The sequence below is a fragment of the Burkholderia sp. IMCC1007 genome, assembly GCF_027257875.1.
Classification (GTDB): Bacteria; Pseudomonadota; Gammaproteobacteria; order Burkholderiales; family Burkholderiaceae; genus Burkholderia.
In genome coordinates this window covers 15,150-38,353 of record NZ_JAPVQY010000063.1, presented here as the reverse complement: position 1 = coordinate 38,353, position 23,204 = coordinate 15,150, and the positions used below count along the sequence as shown (strand labels likewise).

Sequence of the window (23,204 nt, the reverse complement as noted above, 5' to 3'; positions counted from 1 at the left end):
AAACAATCGGGCTCAGACGTGATACACGTCGAGCACCTGCCGGATGTAGTCGTTCTTCAGCACGATCTTCTTGTTCGAGATCAGCAGCGCGTCGCCCACCTGGCGCAGCGTGACGAACATCGTGCCGAAGAAGTGGTCGGTCACGCGATAGCGGTGGTTCAGCGTGTGGAAGTTGTAGCGTACGTCCACCTCGCCGTCGCGCTCGGCCAGCACCTCGACGTTCGTCACGTTGTGGCTCGTGCGCGGCTCGGGCGTCGATGCGCCGCTGCGTTCGGTCTTGATCCGGAACACGCGGTCCTCGAGGCCGCCGCGATCCGCGTAGTACATCAGCGAGATCTGGCTTTGCGGATCGTCGGTCGGCCGGTCGTCGTCGTCCCACGCGGGCATCCAGTACGTGACGTCTTCCGTGTAGCAGGTCAGCCACGCGTCCCACTCGCGGTCGTCAAGCAGGCGCGCTTCGCGATACAGCGTCGCGCAGATGGTGTGGTAATCGATGTTCATGCTGCTGCCTCCCCGCGTTCCTTCTTCAGTGCATCGCGCATCACGTGCACCCAGTGTTCGTGCTGGCACACGAACAGCCCTTCGTCTTCGCTGCGCTCGCCGGAGATGCGCGGGTTCAGCCCCATCTTCTTCGCGTTCTCGTCCGGCCCGTCGATCCACAGCGGCGCACCGCGCGACAGGTCGTTCCACATCGCCGTGATGCCCGCATAACCGGCCTGGCACGCGCGGAATTCCTCGAGGTCGTCGGCCGTGCCCATGCCGGTCACGTTGAAGAAGTCCTCGTACTGGCGGATCCGCGTCGTGCGGTCGGCTTCGCTCTCGCCCTTCGGCGCGAAGCAGAAGATGCTGACTTCGGTCTTGTCGACGCCGAGCGGGCGCACCACGCGAATCTGCGTGCTGAACTGGTCCATCAGGAAAACGTTCGGGTACACGCACAGGTTGCGCGTCTGGTTCACGATGAAGTCGGCCTGCACTTCGCCCACGCGCGCCTTGATCTCGTCACGATGCTGGTACACGGGCCGCACTTCCGGGTTCATCGTCTTGGTCCACAGCAGGATGTGACCGTTGTCGAAGCCGTACACGCCCGCGACCGACTTGCTCCAGCTGTTCGCGTCGACCGCCTTGGTGCCGTCCTCCTTGCGGCGGCCCATCGTCGCCGCGTAGTTCCAGTGCACGGTGCTCACGTGATAGCCGTCGCAACCGTTCTCCATCTGCATCTTCCAGTTGCCTTCGTAGATGTAGGACGAATTGCCGCGCAGCACTTCGAGGCCATGCGGCGCCTGGTCGACGATCTGGTCGATGATCACGCGCGCTTCGCCGAGATACTCTTCCAGCGGCTGCACGTCGGCGCTGAGGCTGCCGAACAGGAAGCCGCGATAGTTCTCGAAGCGGGCGACCTTCTTCAGGTCGTGCGAGCCGTGCGTGTTGAACTGCACCGGATACTCGGTCGTCTTCTCGTCCTTCACCTTCAACAGCTTGCCGGTATTCGAGAAGGTCCAGCCGTGGAACGGGCACGTGAAGCTGCCCTTGTTGCCGTGCTTGCGGCGGCACAGCATCGCGCCCTTGTGCGCGCACGCATTGATCACCGCGTGCAGCTCGCCCGTCTTGTCACGCGTGATGACGACCGGCTGGCGGCCGATCCACGTCGTGTAATAGTCGTTGTTGTTCGGAATCTGGCTTTCGTGCGCGAGGTAGACCCAGTTGCTCTCGAAGATGTGCTTCATCTCGAGCTCGTACAGTTCCTCGTTCGTGAAGATGTCGCGGCGGCAGCGGAAGATGCCGGCCTCCTTGTCGTCCTGCACGGCGGTCGCGAGCAGGTGGTCCAGTTCGGTGGTGTGGTCGATCGTGGCGGACATGTTGGTTCCTCCTGCGCGCGTGACGGGTCCTGCAAGCACGCTCGCATCGGTATCGCTTGAATCTGGGGGACCGGCAGGCAGCGGCGGTACATGCGCGCCGCCGCTGCCGGCGGGCGGTTATGCCGTGGCGGAAGCGCGCAGGCGTTCGACGATCTGGTTGTCCTTGCCCTGCACGCGCGGCGTCAGGACGAAGTTGAACTCGATGTCCTGGTACGCGTCGGCCTTCAGGCCGAGCGCGGCGCCACCGGTCTTCTCGGTGACGGGCGGGATCAGCTCCTCGCGCGTCGCATACGCGAAGTCATCCCAGATCAGCGGGTCGCCGTCGATGTTGAACTGCGTCGTCAGCTTGCGGTGATCGTCGCTCGTCACGAAGAAGTGCACGTGCGCCGGGCGGTTGCCGTGGCGGCCGAGGCGGTCCAGCAGCTGCTGCGTCGCACCCTGCGGCGGGCAGCCGTAGCCGACCGGCATCAGCGTGCGGAATTCGTACTTGCCGTCCGCGCCCGTCTTCACCGCGCCGCGCAGGTTGAACTCGCTCTGCTTGCCGGTCGGGTCGAAGTGCGAGTAGAAGCCGTGCGAGTTCGCGTGCCAGCACTCGACCAGCGCGCCGGCCACCGGCTTGCCGTCGACGCCGGTGACCGTGCCGTGGATCACGAGCGGGCCTGCGCCGTCGTCCGCATCGAGGTCGATCTTCGCGACGCCGTCGCGCACCGGCGCACCGGCCACGTACAGCGGGCCTTCGATCGTGCGCGGCGTGCCGCCGTCGAGGCCGAGCGCTTCGTCCTCCGCGTCCATCCGGATGTCGAGAAACTTCTCGAGACCGAGGCCGGCGGCGAGCAGCGCCGCCTCGCCGTCCTGGCCGAGCTTGTTCAGGTAGTTCACGCCGGCCCATACTTCGTCGGGCGTGATGTCGAGATCGTCGATCGCCTTGAACAGGTCGCCGAGCAGGCGCAGCACGACCTGCTGCGTGCGCCCGTTGCCGACCTTCGTGCCGTCCGCACCGGCGTTCGCCGCGGCCTTCAGCAGATCCTGCACTTCCTTGGTATCGAAAACTTTGACGCTCATGATGGTGTCTCCACGTGTATTGGGGGAAAGGTGACCCGGAGTGTTCGCTGTCGGAAAACGACGGCTCCGTGGCTCAAACGTCGCCGTCGTGTATCGACGACGGGTGGCGACACAACGGCGTCACCGAAATCTTCATGTACGGGAACAGCGGCAGGCCGGTCAGGATCTCGTGCAGCTCGGCGTTGCCCGACACGTCGAACACGCTGTAGTTCGCGTATTCGCCGGCGATGCGCCAGATATGGCGCCACTTGCCGCTGCGCTGCAGATCCTGCGAATACGCCTTCTCGCGGGCCTTGATTTCGTCAGCCACCGCGGCCGGCATGTCGACCGGGATGTTGACGTCCATGCGTACGTGGAAAAGCATCGTGATGTCCTGATACGGTATCGGTTAGCGGGAGGCTTTCGTCAGCCCGTCGCGGGTGAAGCGCGCGACCTTCGCTTCGTCGAGTTCGATGCCGAGGCCAGGGCCCGTCGGCACGGTCAGCTCGAAATCGCTGTAGTCCAGCGGCGCCGTGAGGATCTCTTCGGTGATCAGTAGTGGTCCGAACAGTTCGGTGCCCCACTGCAGGTTCGCGAAGCTCGCGAACAGGTGTGCGGACGCGACCGTGCTGAACGCGCCTTCGAGCATCGTGCCGCCGTACAGCTCGATGCCGGCCGCGTCCGCGATCGCGGCCACGCGTTGCGCGGCGAACAGGCCGCCGCTCTGCTCGATCTTGATCGCGAACACGTCCGCGCCGTTCTGCTTCGCGATCTCGAACGCGCTGTCCGGCCCCTGCAGGATTTCATCGGCCATCAGCGCGACCGGGAAACGGCGCATCAGCCGCGCGAGCGCTGCCGCCGACGCCACCGGCTGTTCCACCAGTTCGCAGCCCGCATCGGCCAGCGCCGGAATCGCGCGTGCGGCCTGTGTTTCGCTCCATGCCATGTTCACGTCCACGCGCACCGATGCACGATCGCCCACCGCGCGCTTGATCTCGGCCACGTGCCGGATGTCCGCGTCGAGCGCCTTCGCGCCGATCTTCAGCTTGAACACGTTGTGGCGGCGCAGCTCGAGCATCCGTTCGGCTTCGGCGATATCGGTCGCCGTGTTGCCCGAGGCGAGCGTCCATGCGACCGGCAGCCGATCGCGCCGGCGGCCGCCGAGCAGTTCGCTGACCGGCACGCCGAGGCGCTTGCCGTGCGCGTCGAGCAGCGCGGTTTCGAGCGCGCTCTTCGCGAAGTGATTGACCTTCGCGAGCTTGCCGAGGAAGGCCATCAGCGCCTGGATGCGCGTCGCATCGTGGCCGATGATCGCCGGTGCGAGATACGCGTCGATCGCGAGCTTCATCGCCTCGGGGCTTTCCGGGCCGTAGGCCATTCCGGCGATCGTCGTGCCTTCGCCGACGCCGGTCACGCCGTCGCTGCAGGTCACCTTCACGAGCATCAGCGTCTGGCCATGCATCGTGGCAACCGACAGCTTGTGCGGACGGATCGTCGGCAGATCGACGAGGCGGGTTTCAATGCGTTCGATGGTGGCTGAGGACATGGGGCACGCTGCAAGTGGGGAGTTCATGGGACGGATTTATACGCGGCGGGGAAATGGACCGTCCAATACTTTTGGGCGTGTTTTTTGATACCTGACAGGTATTGAAATTCGGGTGAAGGCACGGAATATTGCGGTGCGCCATACCTGGTTTGGCTAGGTATGCGGGCCGGGAGGCTTGCTGGGTAAGGGAGTGTGATGAGCGGGCTGAGGCGTGGACGGAAACGCTGCGGCCGGTTTCAGGGCCGGCGAAACCGGTCGAAATCCGGCTGTCTACAATGCCCGGCAAAGGGTGGACTAGGGTTTTCCTTAGAGACGTTTTCGAAAAAAGACTGGTTGGGGCGCCGAAGAATGCGCCCGCGGATCACGCAGCAACTGGGTCCGAGGAACGACCGGGCCGCGCCTCGCACCTGAGCCGGCAACACCCGCCCGCTGCACGCAAGCGATGTCCATCCGTTGCAATCGTTAACAATCATGTTTTCAGCCGCGCCCCTAGTGCGAGAACGGTTCCGCGCGCGGACGGACTGTCAATCGCCACCGGTTTGGGATGATTGCATTGACGGATCAGAAAGCAAAACGTAAGGTCGGTCTCCTCGGTGGTCTGGCGACCGGTTTCTGTGCCCTTCCGGGTGCATGGCCTGCATCACCGAGGGCCGGCGCGGCGTTTCGACAAACGGGGTGATTTTCACCGCTGCAACGCAGAAGCGACCGTCGTAACCTGAGAGCACGAACAACAATGAATCCAACAGAACTTGTCCGCACCGTCGCGGCGCAGTTCGCGAGTTTTGACCGGCTGTTGTCGGGCTTTACGCAATCGCGGCGGTTGCTGCAAGTGCAGTTCGCCCGATCGATGAAGCTGGCCCGCAATGCGGTCTTGCCGCATCAACTGACGGGAAGCGAAGGGATATGCGCGCCGCTTCGGTTCACCCTGCAAGCGCTATCGCGCGACATTTCGATGCCGCTGAAAGCGTTCATCGGCGCGCCGGTTGCGTTCCAGGTAGGCGACATCGCGGGCGCCGAACGAACCGTGTGCGCAATCGTTTGCGAAGCGCGACAGCTCGCGTCCGATGGCGGGTTCGTTCTTTATGAGTTTGTCTGCACGGACGCCCTTTCATTGCTCGATCGCCGCGTGACGTGGCGTGTCTTCCGCGATGCCACGATCGTGGACGTCACCCACGCGATCATTCACGAACACACGAGCCGCAATCGGGTGATCGGTGCAGCGTTCCGTCTCGACACAAGCGCGCTCGGAACGTACCCCCGACGCGAATTCACGATGCAGGCGCAGGAAAGCGATCTTGCCTTCATGACGCGCTTGTGGCGTCGGGAAGGAATCAGTTGGTACTTCACGCACGCAATCGAAAACGGTGCACCGATTCATACGTTGCATCTTGTCGATCGTGCCGGCGCATGGAGGGCGAATCCGGCGGGCCGCGTGCGTTTCCATCGCGCGGACGCAACCGAGCCCGACGACACGATCTTCGAATGGGAAGCCTATCGCGAGATTGCGCCGGCTGCTGTCATGGCGGCATCGCACGACTATCAAATCGCAGACGTGCAACAGGTCGAAGGCGCGACAGCACAGGACCAGGGCGAGCACGGTAAGGCACTTGCTGCAACGCTGACGGAATACCGGTACGACTCGCCGCACATTGCAGATACGCGCCACCACTACGAGCAGGTTCTACAGCGTCGCCAGCTCGCGCTTGCGCAGCGCGCGAAGCACTTCGAGGGGCGAAGTGTCGTTCGTGCTTTCATCGGCGGCGCAGGCACTGTCTTTTCCCTGTCCGGTCATCCGGAGATTGACGAACACGCGGCCGAAGACCGGCGCTTTGTGCTGACGCGGATCGAAACCCGCGTGCGGAACAGTCTTCTTCCGAACTCCCCTGGCAAAGGCAAATTCGAGATCGGAGAAGAGAGTCCTATTGTCAACCGCTTCGAATGCGTGCGTGCGTCGACGCGGATCGTGCCGACGTGGGACGCGTCGTGTGTTCCGTCTGTTGGGCCGATTAGCGCCCGTGTCGTCGGTAACGGTGAAGTCGATGTCGATCAATACGGGCGCATCGGCGTGCAATTCCTGTTCGCGCGACAGGACGAACATTACGCGAGCGGTGCCAGCGGCACATTGCGCGACTCGGCCCGTGTGCGCGTGGCACAGCCGTGGGCCGACGCACAATCGGGAACGGCCTTTTGGCCGCGCGTCGGCTCCGAAGTGCTCGTGCTTTTCATGCAGAACGACCCCGACAAGCCCGTCGTCGTGGCAAACCTGTTCGATGCGCGCCACGCGCCCGTGCAGTTTTCCAGCGCCGGCAATCTGCCTGATAACGCGCCGCTCTACGGCATCCGTTCGAAGGAAATCGGTGGACGTGGGTATGGGGAACTGCAATTCGACGATACGACGGCGCAGACAAAGACGAAGCTATCTTCGGAACACGGGAAGACTCAACTGAATCAAGGCTGGATCGGTCATCCTCGCGACAAGGGCGTGTCGGAGAAGCGCGGCGAAGGCTTCGAACTTCGCACCGATCTGGCGGGTGCGATCCGCGCCGCGCGCGGCATGCTGCTTTCAACTGACGCCCGAAACGGGGCGAAGGGCCACGTACTGGATCGGGCCGAACTGGTCGGTCAACTGGAACTCGCGTTGGCGATCGCGAAGAACCTGAGCGAACTGTCCTCGACGCATGAAGCGTATGAAACAGATACCGGTCCGCAAGACAAGCTGACGACGGGCATTCGTGAATGGGCGAACGACGGCGGCACCGCAGCCATCGGCGTCACCGCGCCGGAAGGTGTGGCGGTGTCCAGCCCGGCAAACGTGTTGACCGTTGCCGGCGGTCATGTCGAGTCTGTCGCGGCGCAGGATGCCAACATAAGCGCCGGTCGTCGCATTCTGATGCGTGCGGCGCAGGGGCTTTCCGCCTTCGCGAAGGCGGGGATGAAGCTGATCGTCGGCTCGGGAGACTTGTCGATTCAGGCGCATCAAGGCAAAGGCGAAATCGGTACGTCCGAAGAGTTGCATCTCTATTCGCTGAAGAAGCTGATTCTTGAAGCGCCGGAACTCGAACTGCGAACCAACGGTGCGGTGATCAAGCTTGAACAAGGAAAAATTGTAGCGTCGTCCACGGGCGAACATCGGATCGAATCGAGCGGCTTTGAGGCTGTCACTGGTGGCGATGGCTCTATCGATTTGCCGCCCATGCCGGCATCGTCCACGCAGACAGATGAACAGTTTGCAGCGGTCGGGCGCGGCGGTCGCCCGCGAGTCGGTATCAATCATAAGGTGCTGGATGATGCCGGTAGCGTCCTCGACCAAGGCAAGACGGCGGTGAACGGGACGAATACGCAAACCGTGCGCGACGCGGAGATTCGCCCTGTCACGTTCCGCCCTGTCGAATGAACTTCGCTACGGATAAAAAATACATGACCACTGCTGAATGCAAGGACGATCAGCCTCGCGTGCTGAAGCAAGCACGTCGCCGTGTGCCGCTCCAATTTGACGAGAATGGCGACCCGTATTTCGAAAGTGTGACGAGTCCGGAGTCGTTCCCGGTGCGGGCGTTGTGTCAACTTCCGCCGCCGCATGTTATCCCGGTCATCTTTGTGCCCGGCATCATGGGAACGCTTCTTTGCGGAACCGAGGAATCGGGCGGCAAAGATAACAAAGCCTGGTATCCGCCGAACGGAATCGGGGGAAGCTTGATCGAGGTGCTTCGTCGTCTTCTGCAAAGTGCGGCTGAACGGCAGAAGCAGATGGGACCGAATGTTGTACAGGTCGACAATAGCGGGCCGGTGAAAATACCACGGGGCCTTTATACGCTTACCGAAAAAGAGGCCAAACGGCGCGGCTGGGGCGAAGTGCACCTTGGAAGTTACGGCGCGTTCCTTGCCGAACTCGAGCTAGCGCTAAACGACCAGTATCTGGATGCGGAGAATATTTCCGATGATCCAAAGCCCATGCCGATTTGGCAGGTTGCGCAGACGTTCGAATATGTCAGAAAGGAAGAAACGGTTGACGTTCGAAAGCAATGGAATCCGGTAGGCGTAAAAATTGAGCCGCTTACGCATGATGAATTCATGCGCCTTGACGACTACTACTATCCGGTGTGGGCCTGCGGATACAACTGGCTGGCATCGAATGGGGATTCGGCAGATCAATTGATCAACCGGATCAACGAGATATTGGCCTATTACAACAAAGGGCAATATTGGAAGCCGACCGGCAAGGTCATTATCGTGACCCATTCGATGGGTGGCCTAGTGGGCCGTCGTGCTGCGCAGAAGCTTGCCGGGATGGGCGAAGGCACAACGGAAAAAGCAGGTGCAGGCACCATCTTGGGCGTTGTACATGGGGTTCAGCCCGTAGGCGGTGCACCGATTGTTTATCGACGCTTTCGCGCAGGAACGGAAGTGCACGGGTTCGATCCTATGGCGGCCGGGCTCGCCGTGGTGGTTGGCTGGAGTGCAGCCAGTATCACGTGCGTGATGGCGAACTCCCCCGGACCGCTGGAACTGCTTCCGACGAAACACTATGAACCCGGATGGCTGAGATTCAAGCGTGCGGCATATGGAAAGCAAGTGCCCACGATGCCGTCACTTCCGATTGGCGATCCGTATTCGGAAATTTATTCAAAGACCACTAACGACGCTTGGTGGGGAATGATCGATCCAAAGCTTATCAATCCGGCTGATCTCAATAGACGAGGCGGGATAACGGCCGCTGATGCGCTTGTCGACGATTTGGCACGATATAAGCAAAATCTGGAAGCCGCGTCCGATTTTCACGAAATGCTGGGTTTGTATTGCCACGACGCAACCTATGCTTACTACGGCGCGGACAAAAATCAGGTCTCTTATGGAAGCGTCACGTGGTCGACCAAGGACGATGTTGGGGCTGAATTTGAGTGGGCGTTGAGTAGTCTGACTACTAAAAATTACAACCTACAGGGAAAGGTGACGCTTTCTCATAACCAACAAAAAGCTGTATTCCGACTCGAAGAAGGCAAGCCCGGCGATATCGGAAGCGCGGGTGATGGCACGGTTCCGGTGGGTTCTGGGCAACTGATAGCCAAGAGCGGAGAGTCGCCAATTGTGTTTCGTATGGACGGGTTCGATCATCAATATAGCTATAACAATGAAAACGTACGCAATTGTGTTATGTATTGCATCGGCAAAATCGTTCAGCTCGCGCCGATTGTCGACTGATGGCTATTAGAGGATGATTTAGGCATGAGGACGATATTTTGTTTTATTTTTGGATTTTTAATTTCCTCTGTCGCTTGCGCGACTGACGACAATGGCATGAATGACGTGAAAACATATTGCTTCGGACGTTACGTTGTAGATGCGCCAGAAAATTCGCAACTTAATGGACTGCGAGGCGAGTACTACCTAGGGGCGGTCGAGTCCATACTTGACAATCTCGATCAGACCAAATTCGATCGATATATAGACGAAGTCGTCAATACCTACGAGAGCGGAAAGGGTAAAAATCGTTTTCGCCTCGTTCGAAAGGATAGCGTCGGGAAAGAAGGTGTGATTCTTTCCACGTCACGTGAAATATATGGCCAAAAGGTGTTTGCGGTTGATGCCTATAAGTTGGCCGACGGGAGAATGTTTCATGTTAACGATGACGCCATGGGAGGAAGACTTATTTAAATACAGTTGATAGCTTAAAGGCACGGATCCTTCCAAACCTTCGCGCACGACCGAACGATGAAATCCCCCAACAGCCCGGCTTCTGTTTTAAAAATGGCTTTATTTCCGACGATGGAGCGACGCGCCAGAACGAAGCGACGGTTATTTCCTTCAAATTCCCGAAGTCGCCGGGTTTAATGGTCATGATACAAACGATGACCACTCGTCCCGACGAAAAATCGCTGCTTCAGCGCGCGGACGGCGCTTCGATCCCGGTACAACTCGTCGCTGCGTTCAGCGGTGTCCGGACGCTTCGTCGCGGCCCGCGCGAAGTCGACGGTCGCGCCGGTGAAGAACTGCTGTGGTCCATACCGTCCGGCACAGGCTATCGGGTGCCTCAGTTCAGGTGGGAATCACAAGGGCCGGGCTTTGAGCCAATGAAGCCGACGGTGATCGTTACGCTTGATTGGCAAGGTGAGGATCGCCCGAACCTGACCGACGAGCAACTCATCAAGCTGTTTGACTCGATCACGAACTCGGTACGCCTTCGTCCGGTATCGGCATCCGGCGAGGCGAATGTCAGCGATGCGGCCACGCCGCCGGTTCCGCTGCATTCGATCGTGCGAACGGGGGCGGTCTGCCCGCGTAGCGGATGGTGGACATGCCCGGAGGCGAACGGGTTATCTGTCGTCGGTGGTAGCCGCCAATACTTCGAACTCGGCACGGTGATGCCGCCGGTCGAAGTGTTGAATCAGGCGGGCATTCTGGATCGTGTTTTGCGTCGGCAATCGAAGCATAGCGTCCCTACTACGTGGACGCTCGTGGCTGCCACTGATGTCGCGCCGCCCGATTCGACAGAAGCGCCCGACGACACCCCGAAAGCATAACGGAGGATAACGAGCAATGCGAAACGTAATTCGAGTAGGCGACGCTACCGACCACGGCGGGCAGGTTGCGGGCGGCGCGTCCAACTTCAAAGTCGATGGTGTGCCCGTCGCACGCAAGGGTGATCCTTGTACGTGTCCGATCGAAGGGCATCAGGTTTGCCTGATCGCCGAAGGCGATCCGAACTTCATCATCGAGGGCCGCGAAGCCGCGTTTGACGGCCATAAGACGACGTGTGGCGCTACGCTGCGTTCCAGCATGTCTGGATTCGGCATCGACTAACCTCTTAAAGCGATTGAACGTGGTGCAACAGAAACGCCGCATGACCGCCGCACAGTTCCGACTGTTGCGGCTGCACGATACCCGGATCAAGCCGTTGAACCAGTGGGCATTGCATGAGATTTTCGTCAAGGGCAGACCACAGCGAGCGCTCGCCGCTGAACTTGGCATCAACCGTTCCGCCATGTCGCAGCTCGTTCGCAACGCATGGCAACGATATCTGGAGCTCCCAGGCAACGCCACGCGCCTTACCACGCTGACGATCACGATTCCGGCGCAGTACGAGCGCGCATTGCATGCGTGGGTTCGGGACGCTCACCGATTGGCAATGTCAGCGGTGCCGAATGACGAGGTGGCAGAAGCCGGCGAAGGTGCGGCGACTGTCTCCGCAGATCGAGAATGCGCCGACAACAGGTGAAATCGGCCCCGCATCCGAACGCTATGACTCGGTGGCCAGGCAGTTATGGGCCAGAGATGTTTCAAGAAGATCGAGTTGGACCCATCGAATCCGCGGCGGCCGCGGCAGCACCTGCCACCAGGCAAGGGACAAGCGACCAGCGACAACTGTCCAGCGAAACTGTCCAGTTTCCGAACACGTGACCGCCCGCCACCCCCAATCGACGCGCTCGCGGCGCGTGGGAAGAAACCCGGATAGCCCGGTGCCGCACCGCCCGCCTACCCTCGCGCGCATGCCGGTCGGGGCGGCGCAACGCCCGGCGCGGCGGATCGGAATTTCTTCTGGAGCCTACATGGATAGCAGCAGCAACACCCCTCTGTTCGACGCGGACGTGTGGCGCGGCAAGACCTTCACCGGACGCTGGCAACCGAGCCCGCACACGGCCGACGTGATCGAACCGGCCACCGGCGACGTGCTGGGCCGCATCGGTCTCGCGGACGGCGCGGCAATCGCCGACGCATCGGCCGCCGCGCATCGCGCACAGCCCGCATGGTTCGCCCTGCCATACGACGAGCGCGCGGCGGTCCTGCGCCGCGCGGCGGCGGTCGCCGAAACGCACTGCGCTGCGATCGTCGACTGGCTCGTGCGCGAAAGCGGCTCGACGCGCGCGAAGGCGTCGTTCGAAACGTCGGTCACGATCAAGGCGCTGCATGAAGCGGCCGGGCTGCCGTCGCGCGCGGCCGGCGAAGTGCTGCCGTCGGCGGCCGGCCGGCTGTCGCTCGCGCGCCGCCGCCCGCGCGGCGTGGTCGGCGTGATCTCGCCGTTCAATTTCCCGCTGTACCTCGCGATGCGCGCGGTCGCCCCGGCGCTCGCGCTCGGCAATGCCGTCGTGCTGAAGCCCGATCCGCGCACGGCCGTGTGCGGCGGCATCGCGATCGCGCGCGTGTTCGAATTGGCCGGCGTGCCCGCAGGCGTGCTGCACGTGCTGCCCGGCGACGGCGCGGCCGGCGCGGCGCTGGTCGCCGATCCGCACGTCGCGATGATCCAGTTCACCGGCTCCACCGCGGCCGGGCGCAAAGTCGGCGAAGCAGCCGGCCGCCACCTGAAGAAGGTGTCGCTCGAACTCGGCGGCAAGAACTCGCTGATCGTGCTCGACGATGCCGACCTCGACCGCGCCGTCGCGAACGCCGCGTGGGGCGCGTATCTGCATCAAGGCCAGATCTGCATGGCGACCGGCCGCGTACTCGTGCAGCGCGCGATTCACGACCGTTTCGTCGCGAAACTCGTCGAGAAGGCACAAAGCCTGCGCGTGGGCGACCCCGCGACCGCGGACGTCGGCCTCGGCCCGCTGATCAACGCCGCGCAACGCGACCATGCCGCACACCTGGTCGACGCGGCGCGCCGCGCGGGCGCACGCGTCGAGACGGGCGGCGGTCATCGCGACCTGTTCTTCGAGCCGACCGTGCTGAGCGGCGTCGCGCCAGGCAACCCGGCATTCGACGAGGAAATCTTCGGGCCGGTCGCGATCGTCGTGCCGTTCGATACCGACGAAGACGCGATCGCGCTCGCGAACCGGACCGAATACGGGCTGTCGATGGCGATCCTGTCGGCCGACGTCGGCCGCGCGCTGAGGCTCGGCGAGCGCTTGAACACGGGGCTGCTGCACATCAACGACCAGACGGTCAACGACGAAGTGATCAACCCGTTCGGCGGCGTCGGCGCATCGGGCAACGGCTCGAGCATCGGCGGTGCGGCGAACTGGGAAGAATTCACGCAGTGGCAATGGCTGACGATCAAGGGCGAAGCGCCGCTGTATCCGATTTGACGAGGAGACCGACCATGTACACCGACAACGATACGCGCGCCGTCACCGCGGCCGTCGCACGCGCCACCGGCGCGCCCTTTTCGATCGAATCCGCGCGGATCCGCGCGCCGCGCGGCGACGAGGTGCGGGTGCGCGTCGTCGCGACCGGCCTGTGCCACACCGACCTGATCGTGCGCGACCAGTACTATCCGGTGCCGCTGCCGGCCGTGCTCGGCCACGAAGGCGCGGGCGTCGTCGAAGCGGTCGGGCCGAACGTGAAGACGCTCGCCGCGGGCGATCACGTCGTGCTGACCTACGGCGCGTGCGGGCACTGCGCGTCGTGCGTCGGCGGCCACGGCGCGTATTGCCGGCACTTCTTCGCGCTGAATTTCGGCGGCGCCGATGCCGACGGCCAGACCGCGATCCGCGACGAAACCGGGCAGCCGCTGCACGATCATTTCTTCGCGCAGTCGTCGTTCGCGAGCTACGCGCTCGCACGCGAGAACAACGCGATCAAGGTGCCGAAGGAAGCGCCGCTCGAACTGCTCGGCCCGCTCGGCTGCGGGATCCAGACCGGCGCGGGCGCGGTGATCCATTCGCTCGAGGTGCGCCCGGGCAGCAGCTTCGCGAGCTTCGGCGCGGGCGCGGTCGGCATGAGTGCCGTGATGGCCGCGCGCGTGGCGGGCGCGACGACCATCATCGCCGTCGACATCGTGCCGTCGCGGCTCGAGCTGGCGCTCGAACTCGGCGCGACGCACGCGATCAACAGCAAGCAGGTGGACGTCGTCGACGCGATTCGCGAGATCACCGGCGGCGGCGTCGACTTCGCGCTCGAATCGACCGGGCTGCCGGCCGTGCTGTCGCAAGGGATCGAAGCGCTCGGCTCGCGCGGCACGATCGGCGTCGTGGGCGCGCCCAAGCTCGGCACCAAGGCGGAATTCGACGTGAACAACCTGCTGCTCGGCGGCCGCTCGATCCGCGGCATCGTCGAAGGCGACAGCGTGCCGCAGACGTTCATTCCGCAGCTCGTGCAACTGCACCTGCAAGGGCGGTTTCCGTTCGACCGGCTGGTGAAGTTCTATCCGCTCGAGCAGATCAACCAGGCGGCCGAGGACAGCAGCAAGGGGCTCACGCTCAAGCCGATCCTGCGCCTGCCGCATTGAGCGCGGCCGGGCGCGCCGCCGCCCGCCCGCCCGAACCCGGGCACCGACACCGGCGGCGGCGCTCCCTTCGACACTGCCCGTCTTCGGGCGCCGGGCTATATTACGCATTCGCGCGACACGCCCGGCCGGCACGCCCGGCCCGGACATTCGACCCAAAATGGAGCGCAGCGTGAATACGGCCCCTGAATCCCTTTCACGGCCGGTCGACCTCGACCGGCTCCGCGCCCGCTTCGCGGCGGGCGAGCCGCTGCCGGAAACGGCGTTGCCGGCCAGCGTCGCGCGCTCGTGGCTGCGGTCGCGCGACGCCGGGCTGCTGCCATGGCAGACCGCCCGGTACGACATGCTCGGCGAGCGCGACGAATCGCGCTCCGACCAGCGGCTGTACCGCTGCGTCGCGCAGGAAATCGAGCCGCTGTGGGCTACGTTCGGCGGCAGCGAGTGGACGATCATGTGCGTCAACCTGCGCGGCACGATCGTCCATGCGCGGCGCAGCCCGCAATGCGACGACGCGCTGCTGACGCCGATCGTCGCCGGGCGCAGCATCGTCGAGCCGAACATCGGCACGACCGCGCCGAGCTGCGTGATCCACGACGGCGCCGAAACCGTCGTCGAGGGCGCGCAGCATTATCTCCACGAGTTGTCGCGGGTGTTCTGTCTCGCGGTGCCGCTGGTCGGGTTCGACGGCGAGGTGATCGGCGCGCTCGACATCACCGGCACCGGCCGGCGCAACGTCGTGCAGTTGCGCGAGCAATTTCGGCACGCGGCGCTGTCGGCGGAGCAGCGGCTGTATGCGATGCTGCGCGACTGCTACCTGCTGCAGGTCCAGCACGATGCGCGCTGGCTCGGCACGCCGCTGGCCGGCGTCATTGCGCTCGACGAAGCGGGCCGCGTGCGCGCGGTGAGCCGGCTGGCGCGGCAGATGCTCGATCTCGCACCGGCCGGGCCGGTCGCACCGTACGATCCGCGGCAACTGTTTCCGCGCGCGACGCCCGTGCAGCAGCGCCGCCTGTTGACGCCGGCCCGCACGCCGCAGCGGATCGCGCGCGACGATGGTAGCCACGTATGGGTGCGCACCGTGCGCGCGCCGCTCGATCGGGCGACGACGGCGCGCCACGCCGATGTGCTCGAAGACGCCGCCGACGTGTGCAGCGCGGTGCCGGCGGCCGGCCCGCAGGCGAGCCTGCACGAACAGTCGCTCGATGCGATCCGCCGCGCGCTCGACGAACACGACGGCAATGTATCGGCGGCCGCGCGGCAACTGGGCATTTCACGCACGACGCTGTATGCGAAGCTCAGGCAGCTCGATGCGACGGGGCTCAGGCGCGGCGACCCGCATTGATGAATGCGGCGGCTGGCGTCGGCCGTGACGACGCTTACGCCAGCGCCCGCCGCTCATGCAGCCGCAACGCGACCCACGCGATTGCGGCCGAGCAGATCCCGACCACGCCGCCGAACGTGCCGATCCACGGCAGCCCGAAATCCGCGGCGATATGGTTGCCGAGCAGCGCGCCGGCGCCAATCCCGACGTTGTACAGCCCCGAGAAGATCGACACCGCGAGATCGGTCGCGTCGGGCGCGAGCTTCAGCACCCAGGCCTGCATCGCGAGACCGAAACAGACGATCGCGCCGCCCCACACCAGCGTGTGGACCGACAGCGTGACGATGTTCAGCGCGCTCGGGAACAGGATCAGCAGACACGCGGCCAACGCAATGATCGACGCGAGCAGGAAATCGGCCGGCCGCTCGGGAAACACGCGATTGAAGCACAGCGCGGCCGGCACGCCGGCGACGCCGAACAGGATCAGCACGTAGGTGATCCGGCTGTTGCTCGCGTGATTGACGCTCTGCACGAACGGCTCGATGTACGTGTAGGACGTGAAGTGCGCGGACACGACCAGCACGGTGATCGCATACAGCGACACCAGCGCCGGCTTGCGCAGGAACGAGCCGATGCTGGCGAGCGAACCGGCGCCCTGGCTCGGCAGCAGCGGCAGCGTCATGCGCAGCAACAGCAGCGCGACGGCCGCCGCGCCGCCGATCACGAGGAACGTGACGCGCCAGCCGAGCGCCTCGCCGATCACGCGTCCGAGCGGAATGCCGGCGACCATCGCGGTCGCCGTGCCCATCGCAAGCAGGCCGAGCGCGCGGCTTTTCCGGTCGCTCGGCGCGAGCCGCACGGCCAGCGGCACGGAGATCGACCAGAACACCGCATGCGCGCACGCGATGCCGAGCCGGCCGATCATCAGCACCGTGAAATTCCACGCGACGCCGGTCACGACATGGCTGCCGATGAACACCAGCAGCGCGCACATCAGCAGCTTGCGGCGCTCGACGTGCCGCGTGACGAACGTCAGCGGCAGCGACACGACCGCGACCGCCCACGCGTAGATCGTCAGCATCAGGCCGACGGAGGTCGGCTGCATCTGCAGGCTGTCGCCGATCGCGCTCAATAGCGCGACGGGCACGAATTCGGTGGTATTGAAGATGAAGGCAGTGAGTGCCAGGGCCAACACGCCCCACCACGACTGGTCGGAACTGACGGCGTCGGGGGTTGCCATACGGGGAATCGACGAAGAATGGGGGGCGCGGGCAGCCGGCCCGTGCGTCGCCGCGATTGTACCAGCGGCTCGTGACACGCCGCTGCTGCGGTGATTGGCGCGGCTGCCGCCGTTTCAGCGGGACATGGCGATGACATGGTCGCGCGCCGATAATGTCATCCACACAGGCAGTTTTTTGCGGACGAAACGCCCGAACGCGATCGGGCCAGGAGAACCCCATGCGCATTGAAACGTCATTTCTGTTCGATCTCGACGGCACGCTCGTCGACAGCGTCTACCAACACGTGCTCGCGTGGAAGGAAGCGCTCGATGCCGAGGGCATCGAACTGTCGGTGTGGCGCATCCATCGCAAGATCGGCATGAGCGGCGGCCTGTTCCTGAACCAGCTGCTGCGCGAGACGGCCGGCGACATCGACGCCGAGCGCGTCGAACGGCTCGCGCGGCTGCATGCGGCCGCGTACCAGCGGCTGCGCGCGCAGGTGCGGCCGCTGCCCGGCGCGCGCGAATTGCTCGCCGCGCTGACGAACGCGGGCATACGCTGGGCGATCGCGACGAGCGGCCGGATGGAGACGGCGGCCATCAACCTGGAAGCGCTCGGCGTCGATCCGGCCAAGAACGTGGTGGTCACGCGCGACCAGGTCAAGTATGCGAAGCCGGACCCCGACCTGTTCCTGACCGCCGCCGCGAAGCTGAACGTGCCGATCGAACATTCGGTGGTGGTCGGCGACAGCATCTGGGACATGCTCGCCGCGAGCCGCTGCCGCGCGCTGGGGGTCGGGCTGCTGTCGGGCGGGTACGGCAGCGACGAACTCGAACGCTCGGGCGCGCTGCGCGTGTACGACGATCCGGCCGATCTGCTGTGGCACCTCGACGAGATTGCGGCGCGCCCCTGAACTGAAACGCGATCCGCGCGCAAGCGCCGTGCCGATCGCGCCGGATCGGCGCGGGCCGCGTCAGTCGTCGTCGACGCGTTTGTCGACCAGATAGCGCCCGCGCTCGACCCCCGCGCGCAGCGCTTCGTCCTCGCTCCCCCATTCCGGATTCGTCGACGCCGGCACGTACAGCTCGATGCGCGCGCCGTCCACATACAGCTGCACTTCATCCGCCCACGCGCCGCGCGCGTTGCGCCGCGCCCATACGCGAATCTCGTGGCCGCGATACGGATCGCGGACCTGTGCGTCCGGTTGATGTTGCATCCTGGCCTCCTGTACTTATCTGCGATGGCGATGCAAAAAATGCGCGCCGCATGGTCGCCGCGCGCGCCGGCGCTGCCGCGCGCACGCGCCGTGCCCGGCAACGTGCTGCCCGGCACGCACCTTGCGTCCCTTTTACGCATGGAACCGCTCCGGTACGCCAGATAAAAGGGAGGCCCCGATGATCGGCCATATGGAACTCCTCGGACGCCTGCTGCTCGCCGCGCTGCTCGGCAGCATCGTCGGGCTCGAACGCGAACGGCTGAACTGGGCCGCCGGACTGCGCACGCACATGCTGGTGTGCGTGGGCTCGGCACTCGTGATGCTCGTGTCCACGTTCGGTTTCGAAGACGTGCGCGGGCAAAGCGGCGTCGTGCTCGATCCGTCGCGGGTCGCCGCGCAAGTGGTGTCGGGCATCGGCTTCCTCGGCGCCGGCTCGATCCTGCTGCGCGGCGAGGTCGTGCGCGGCCTGACGACGGCCGCGAGCCTGTGGGCGGTCGCCGGGCTCGGGCTTGCAGCGGGCGGCGGGATGTACGTCGCGTCGATCGGCGCGACGGTGATCGTGATCGCGATCCTCGCCGGCGTGAAGCCGCTCGAGCGGCGCTTCATCGCGCAGCGGCAGCAGCGCACGCTGCGGCTGGTGGTCGAGCGCGGCGGGCTGACGCTCGGCACGCTGCACGATGCGCTGGGCACCGGGCGCATCCGCGTGAAACGCTTCATCGTTCAGCAATCGGACGACGACCCGGACACCGACGACATCTCGGTGTCGTTCTCGCGCACGAGCGGCGCGGAATTTGCGGCGATCTGCGACACGCTGAAAAGGATCGCCGGCGTACGGACCTGTTGCCCCGACACCTCGACAAGGAGCTTCGTGTGACCCAGACCGACCTGCTTTCGTATCTCGTGACGAGCCAGCTGGCCGCGCGCATGCGCGGCGGAGCGTGGCTCACGACCAGCCAGGTCGTGGGCGCGCTGCGCGCCTGGCTCGCGTGCCATCACGCCGAATGCGAGTGGCTCGACCGGATCAGGATCGCGCACGCGTCCGCGTCGATCGCGGAAGGCATCTACGAAATCGCGTGCGCGCACGGCGATCCGGAGGCCGGCGAACCCATCCGCATCGACCGCGATTCGCCGGAACTGCAGGCCCTGCGTGCACGTTGCGACGTGCTGCTGCAACGCATCGACGGCGGCCGGGACGTCGACGCGCGATGATCGTGGCGGACGGCATCACGCGCGCCGCGTTCGCGACGGCCGGCCCCGACGACGGTGCGACCGACGCCATGCACACGCACGATCCGGCGCGCCACGGGCTGCTCGAATGCGGGCGCAACTGCGAGGTGATCCGTCACGCAGCGCGCTTCACGATGCTGGTCGACGGTGCCGCATACTTCGCGGCGCTGCGCGCGGCGCTCGCCCAGGCGCGGCACACGGTGTTCATCGTCGGCTGGGACGTCGACAGCCGGATGCGGCTCACGCCGGAGGGCGCGGACGACGGGCTGCCCGACACGCTCGCCGCGTTTCTGCACGCACTCGCGACCGCGCGGCACAGCCTGCGCATCTACGTGCTCGCGTGGGACTTCGCGATGATCTACGCGCTGGAGCGCGACTGGCCGCCGGTCTATCGCGCCGCGTGGCGCGCGCATCGCGGCATCCGGTTCCGGCTCGACGGCACGCACCCGCGCGGCGCGTCGCATCATCAGAAGCTCGTCGTGATCGACGACCGGCTCGCGTTCGTCGGCGGGCTGGACCTGACGCGCGCCCGCTGGGATACGTCCGCGCATGCCGCCGACGATCCGCGCCGCCGCGATGCGCAGGGCACCCCGCACGGGCCGTTTCACGACGTGCAGGCGATGTTCGACGGCGACGCGGCCGCCGCGATCGGCGAGCAGGCGCGGGCGCGCTGGTTCAACGCATGCGGGCGCCCGATCGCGATCCGCGCGCAGCGTCATCTCGACCGCGACGAAGACCCCGATCCGTGGCCGCCCGAGGTTCGCGTCGACGTGCGCGACGTGCGGCTCGGCATCGCGTACACCGCACCGCGTCACCGCGGCCGCGAGCCCGTGCGTCACGTGCATGCGCTCGTCGAGGATGCGATCCGCGCGGCGCAGCGGCACCTGTATATCGAGAACCAGTATTTCACCGCGGCGGTGGTGCGCGAAGCGTTGTCGGCACGGCTCGCCGACACGCACGGGCCGGACGTGACGGTCGTGGCGCCGCGCGTGCAGAGCGGCTGGCTGCAGGAAGCGACGATGGGCGTGCTGCGCGCGCGGCTGCACGCGACGCTCGTGGCGGCCGACCGTTTCGATCGCTACCGGCTGCTGTATCCGCACGTCGACGGCCTCGGCGACGCCTGCGTGAACGTGCACAGCAAGCTCGCGATCGTCGACGACGAATGCATCGTGATCGGCAGCGCGAACCTGAACAACCGGTCGATGGCGCTCGACACCGAGTGCTGCGTCGCGCTCGTCGCCGCCGGCGACACGCGTATCCGCGCGGCGATCGCCGGCATGCGCGAGCGGCTCCTCGCCGAACATCTCGATACGACGCCGGCCGCGGTCGCCGCTGCGCTCGCGCACGCCGCACGGCCCAACGACGCGCTCGACCGGCTGCGCGCGAAACCCGGCCGCACGCTGCGCACGCTCGACCCGGCCGTGACGCCGCAGCTCGACGCGCTGGTGCCGGTCAGCGCGTGGCTCGATCCCGAGCAGCCGATCGAGCCGGACCGCTTCGTGCGCGAGTTCGTGCCGCGCGAGCAGCATCGATCGCTGACCGCCCGCTTTTTCGTGCTGGGCGCGGCCGTGCTGGTCGTCGCCGCGCTCGCGCTCGCATGGCGTTTCTCGCCGCTCGGCAAGTCGTTGAACGTCGCGTCGCTCGCGCACGCGGCGGCCACCGCCGCGCAATTGCCGGGCGCTCCGGCGCTGCTGCTGGGCGGCTACGTCGTCGCCGCGACGCTGTCGGTGCCGATCACGCTGCTGATCGCCGCGACGGGGCTCGTGTTCGGCGCGTGGCCGGGCTTCGCGTATGCGTCGGCCGGCACGATGGCGGCCGCCGCGGTGACCTACGGGATCGGCCGCTGGCTCGGGCGCGACGTGGTGCGCCGGCTCGCCGGCGCGCGCGCGAACCGGCTCAGCGAACATCTCGGCCGGCGCGGCGTGGTCGCGATGACGGTGCTGCGGCTGTTGCCGATCGCGCCGTTCACGATCGTGAACCTCGTCGCCGGCGCGTCGCATATCGGGCTGCGCGACTTCCTGATCGGCACCGCGATCGGGATGCTGCCCGGCATCGTGCTGACGGTCACGTTCGCGCATCAGCTGACCGCCGCGTTCAGTCATCCCGGGCCGGGCGCGTTCGCGTGGCTCGCGGCCATCGGCATCGCGCTGGTCGGCGTGTCGGTGCTGCTCGTCAGGGCGTTGCGACGATGGCGCTGAGCCGGCAACCGGCCCCGCCGCCGGACATCGTCACCGCCGACGATCCGCGCGCCGCGGCGCCCGCCGCGTCCGACGGGCACGACCTGCGGATCGCGACGTACAACATCCGCGGCGGCTACGGCGCGTGGCCCGCGCGGGCGGCCGACCGGATCGCGGCGGTGATCGACGAACTCGACGCCGACGTGGTCGCGCTGCAGGAAGTGCCGCTCGGCGGCACGCGTGCGCCGGACGTGCTCGCGCACCTGCGCGACGCGACCGGCATGCACGCGGTGGCCGGCCCGACGATCGACACGCCGGAGCGCCGCTACGGCAACGCGGTGCTGTCGCGCTGCCCGATCCGCGCGGCACGCACGCTCGACCTGTCGTTCCACCAGCGCGAGCCGCGCGGCGCGCTCGATGCGGACATCGACTGCGGCGCGGGCATGATCCGCGTCGTCGCGACCCATCTCGGGCTGTCCGCGAGCGAACGCAGCGCGCAGGTCCAGCGGCTGCTCGCCGCGTTCGACACCGGCGCAATGCCGGTGATCCTGATGGGCGACATCAACGAATGGTTCGTGCGCGGCCGCGCGCTGCAGGCGCTCGTCACGCGGTTCCGGCGCGCCCCGGCGCCGCGCACATTTCCGACGCTGTGGCCGGTGTTCTCGCTGGACCGGATCTGGATCCATCCCGGCGAATGGCTGGTCGACGTGGCCGTGCATCGCAGCATGCGCGCACGGCACGCGTCCGACCACTACCCGCTCGTCGCGCAGATGCGCACGACGCCGGGCACGCCGCTTGCGCGCTGAGCGCCCCGACCTGACGGAGCTTGCCCATGCGAACCGACGAACTCGGCGGAACGGCCCTCGACTACTGGTGCGCGCGCGCGTTGTGCGCGGACGACGAGGACACGTTGCGCTTCACCGCCATCGAACCGAACGTGATCGTGACCGCCGCGTGCGATGCGTTGCGGCTTCTCGACGCGCATTTCTCGCCGTCGACGTCGTGGGCCGATGCGGGCTTCGTGCTCGAACGCGTCGGCGACCTGCGGATCGCGCGGCGCGGCGACGGCGTCGAATGCGACGCGTGCTTCATCGACGGGCCGTCGACGTGCGGCGCACGCGCGCCCGACCTGCGCACCGCGCTGTTGCGCGCGTTCGTGCGCGCGCGCTTCGGCGACGAGGTCGACGCACCGCCGTCGTTCGCGCACCGGCTCGAGCATGGCGTGGCCGTGCGCTACGACCCCGGCGTGCCGATTCCCGAAAGCGACCGCGATCCGGCGCTCGGCGACAGCTCGGATATCCGCTCGATTCCGCGGATGTGACGCGCGACGCGCAGGAACGCGCGATGCAGAGACGGCGCCGCCCCGATGTAAAAACGACAGCGTACGGCGCGCGGTGTCCCGCACGCGCGTTGCCGTACGGGACGCGACGCAGCAGGCACGTGG

At 65.7% G+C, this 23,204-nt stretch carries 22 protein-coding genes; 15 read left to right on the top strand and 7 right to left on the bottom strand.

Translation table 11 applies throughout. The features are described 5' to 3' along the window. Positions 1–12 precede the first annotated feature (12 nt). From benB to O1Q03_RS33805, 5 genes are all read right to left on the bottom strand, one after another. Positions 13–501, bottom strand: coding sequence for a benzoate 1,2-dioxygenase small subunit (gene benB, locus O1Q03_RS33825; protein WP_269509200.1), 489 nt, complete (start codon positions 499–501; stop codon positions 13–15). Then, the gene (locus tag O1Q03_RS33820) at positions 498–1,856 is read right to left on the bottom strand and encodes a Rieske 2Fe-2S domain-containing protein (RefSeq protein ID WP_269509198.1); all 1,359 of its coding nucleotides are present in this window, start codon (positions 1,854–1,856) and stop codon (positions 498–500) included. Before O1Q03_RS33820 ends, benB begins: the two co-directional genes overlap by 4 nt. Before the next feature lie 117 nt (positions 1,857–1,973). Continuing rightward, positions 1,974–2,918, bottom strand: a complete 945-nt coding sequence (catA, locus tag O1Q03_RS33815; RefSeq protein ID WP_269509195.1) for a catechol 1,2-dioxygenase — start codon at positions 2,916–2,918, stop codon at positions 1,974–1,976. A 73-nt stretch (positions 2,919–2,991) separates the two neighbouring features. Then, complete coding sequence (gene catC / locus O1Q03_RS33810; RefSeq protein ID WP_269509193.1) at positions 2,992–3,282, bottom strand: muconolactone Delta-isomerase; 291 nt, start codon at positions 3,280–3,282, stop codon at positions 2,992–2,994. 24 nt (positions 3,283–3,306) lie between these two features. Further along, positions 3,307–4,443, bottom strand: a complete 1,137-nt coding sequence (locus tag O1Q03_RS33805) for a muconate/chloromuconate family cycloisomerase (protein ID WP_269509191.1) — start codon at positions 4,441–4,443, stop codon at positions 3,307–3,309. A 733-nt stretch (positions 4,444–5,176) separates the two neighbouring features. Between O1Q03_RS33805 and O1Q03_RS33800 the strand changes: the two genes are divergently transcribed. From O1Q03_RS33800 to O1Q03_RS33760, 9 genes are all read left to right on the top strand, one after another. Then, positions 5,177–7,837 (top strand): type VI secretion system Vgr family protein, encoded by a 2,661-nt coding sequence (locus tag O1Q03_RS33800; protein ID WP_269509189.1) that lies wholly within the window; start codon positions 5,177–5,179, stop codon positions 7,835–7,837. 23 nt (positions 7,838–7,860) lie between these two features. Then, positions 7,861–9,642: an esterase/lipase family protein gene (locus tag O1Q03_RS33795; RefSeq protein ID WP_269509187.1), complete on the top strand. Its 1,782-nt coding sequence runs from the start codon at positions 7,861–7,863 to the stop codon at positions 9,640–9,642. Positions 9,643–9,738: 96 nt separating this feature from the next. Beyond that, the gene (locus O1Q03_RS33790; protein ID WP_269509185.1) at positions 9,739–10,095 is read left to right on the top strand and encodes a hypothetical protein; all 357 of its coding nucleotides are present in this window, start codon (positions 9,739–9,741) and stop codon (positions 10,093–10,095) included. A gap of 26 nt (positions 10,096–10,121) precedes the next feature. Continuing rightward, complete coding sequence (locus O1Q03_RS33785; protein ID WP_332112564.1) at positions 10,122–10,961, top strand: T6SS immunity protein Tli4 family protein; 840 nt, start codon at positions 10,122–10,124, stop codon at positions 10,959–10,961. Positions 10,962–10,977: 16 nt separating this feature from the next. Next, positions 10,978–11,241, top strand: coding sequence for a PAAR domain-containing protein (locus O1Q03_RS33780; protein WP_269509183.1), 264 nt, complete (start codon positions 10,978–10,980; stop codon positions 11,239–11,241). Between the two features lie 40 nt (positions 11,242–11,281). Further along, on the top strand, positions 11,282–11,656 hold the full coding sequence (locus O1Q03_RS33775) for a TrfB-related DNA-binding protein (RefSeq protein WP_269509181.1): 375 nt from the start codon (positions 11,282–11,284) through the stop codon (positions 11,654–11,656). Positions 11,657–11,987: 331 nt separating this feature from the next. Further along, positions 11,988–13,460, top strand: coding sequence for a benzaldehyde dehydrogenase (locus O1Q03_RS33770; protein WP_269509179.1), 1,473 nt, complete (start codon positions 11,988–11,990; stop codon positions 13,458–13,460). 14 nt (positions 13,461–13,474) lie between these two features. Further along, complete coding sequence (locus tag O1Q03_RS33765; RefSeq protein ID WP_269509177.1) at positions 13,475–14,602, top strand: NAD(P)-dependent alcohol dehydrogenase; 1,128 nt, start codon at positions 13,475–13,477, stop codon at positions 14,600–14,602. A gap of 169 nt (positions 14,603–14,771) precedes the next feature. Further along, positions 14,772–15,941 carry a helix-turn-helix domain-containing protein gene (locus O1Q03_RS33760; protein ID WP_269509175.1) on the top strand — a complete coding sequence of 390 codons (1,170 nt, stop codon included), beginning with the start codon at positions 14,772–14,774 and terminating at the stop codon, positions 15,939–15,941. A gap of 34 nt (positions 15,942–15,975) precedes the next feature. Here O1Q03_RS33760 and O1Q03_RS33755 read toward each other — a convergent pair whose 3' ends face one another. Then, positions 15,976–17,160: a sugar transporter gene (locus tag O1Q03_RS33755; RefSeq protein WP_269509173.1), complete on the bottom strand. Its 1,185-nt coding sequence runs from the start codon at positions 17,158–17,160 to the stop codon at positions 15,976–15,978. A 218-nt stretch (positions 17,161–17,378) separates the two neighbouring features. Here O1Q03_RS33755 and O1Q03_RS33750 point away from each other — a divergent pair, with 218 nt between their 5' ends. Then, on the top strand, positions 17,379–18,053 hold the full coding sequence (locus tag O1Q03_RS33750; RefSeq protein ID WP_098553699.1) for an HAD family hydrolase: 675 nt from the start codon (positions 17,379–17,381) through the stop codon (positions 18,051–18,053). 60 nt (positions 18,054–18,113) lie between these two features. On the opposite strand, the gene O1Q03_RS33745 is transcribed toward O1Q03_RS33750, so the two are convergent. Continuing rightward, positions 18,114–18,356, bottom strand: coding sequence for a DUF6566 family protein (locus O1Q03_RS33745; protein WP_269509171.1), 243 nt, complete (start codon positions 18,354–18,356; stop codon positions 18,114–18,116). A 178-nt stretch (positions 18,357–18,534) separates the two neighbouring features. Between O1Q03_RS33745 and O1Q03_RS33740 the strand changes: the two genes are divergently transcribed. The 5 genes from O1Q03_RS33740 to O1Q03_RS33720 are packed head-to-tail and all read left to right on the top strand — an operon-like array spanning position 18,535 to position 23,081. Beyond that, positions 18,535–19,230, top strand: a complete 696-nt coding sequence (locus O1Q03_RS33740) for an MgtC/SapB family protein (protein WP_332112563.1) — start codon at positions 18,535–18,537, stop codon at positions 19,228–19,230. Further along, entirely contained in the window at positions 19,227–19,565 is a 339-nt protein-coding gene (locus tag O1Q03_RS33735) for a hypothetical protein (protein WP_269509167.1), read from the top strand. Before O1Q03_RS33740 ends, O1Q03_RS33735 begins: the two co-directional genes overlap by 4 nt. Continuing rightward, positions 19,562–21,781 (top strand): VTT domain-containing protein, encoded by a 2,220-nt coding sequence (locus O1Q03_RS33730; RefSeq protein WP_269509165.1) that lies wholly within the window; start codon positions 19,562–19,564, stop codon positions 21,779–21,781. The genes O1Q03_RS33735 and O1Q03_RS33730 overlap by 4 nt, the downstream gene beginning before the upstream one ends. Beyond that, positions 21,772–22,566 (top strand): endonuclease/exonuclease/phosphatase family protein, encoded by a 795-nt coding sequence (locus O1Q03_RS33725; RefSeq protein ID WP_269509163.1) that lies wholly within the window; start codon positions 21,772–21,774, stop codon positions 22,564–22,566. Before O1Q03_RS33730 ends, O1Q03_RS33725 begins: the two co-directional genes overlap by 10 nt. Positions 22,567–22,592: 26 nt before the next feature. Further along, positions 22,593–23,081 (top strand): phage protein NinX family protein, encoded by a 489-nt coding sequence (locus tag O1Q03_RS33720; RefSeq protein ID WP_269509161.1) that lies wholly within the window; start codon positions 22,593–22,595, stop codon positions 23,079–23,081. The last annotated feature ends 123 nt before the right edge of the window (positions 23,082–23,204 follow it).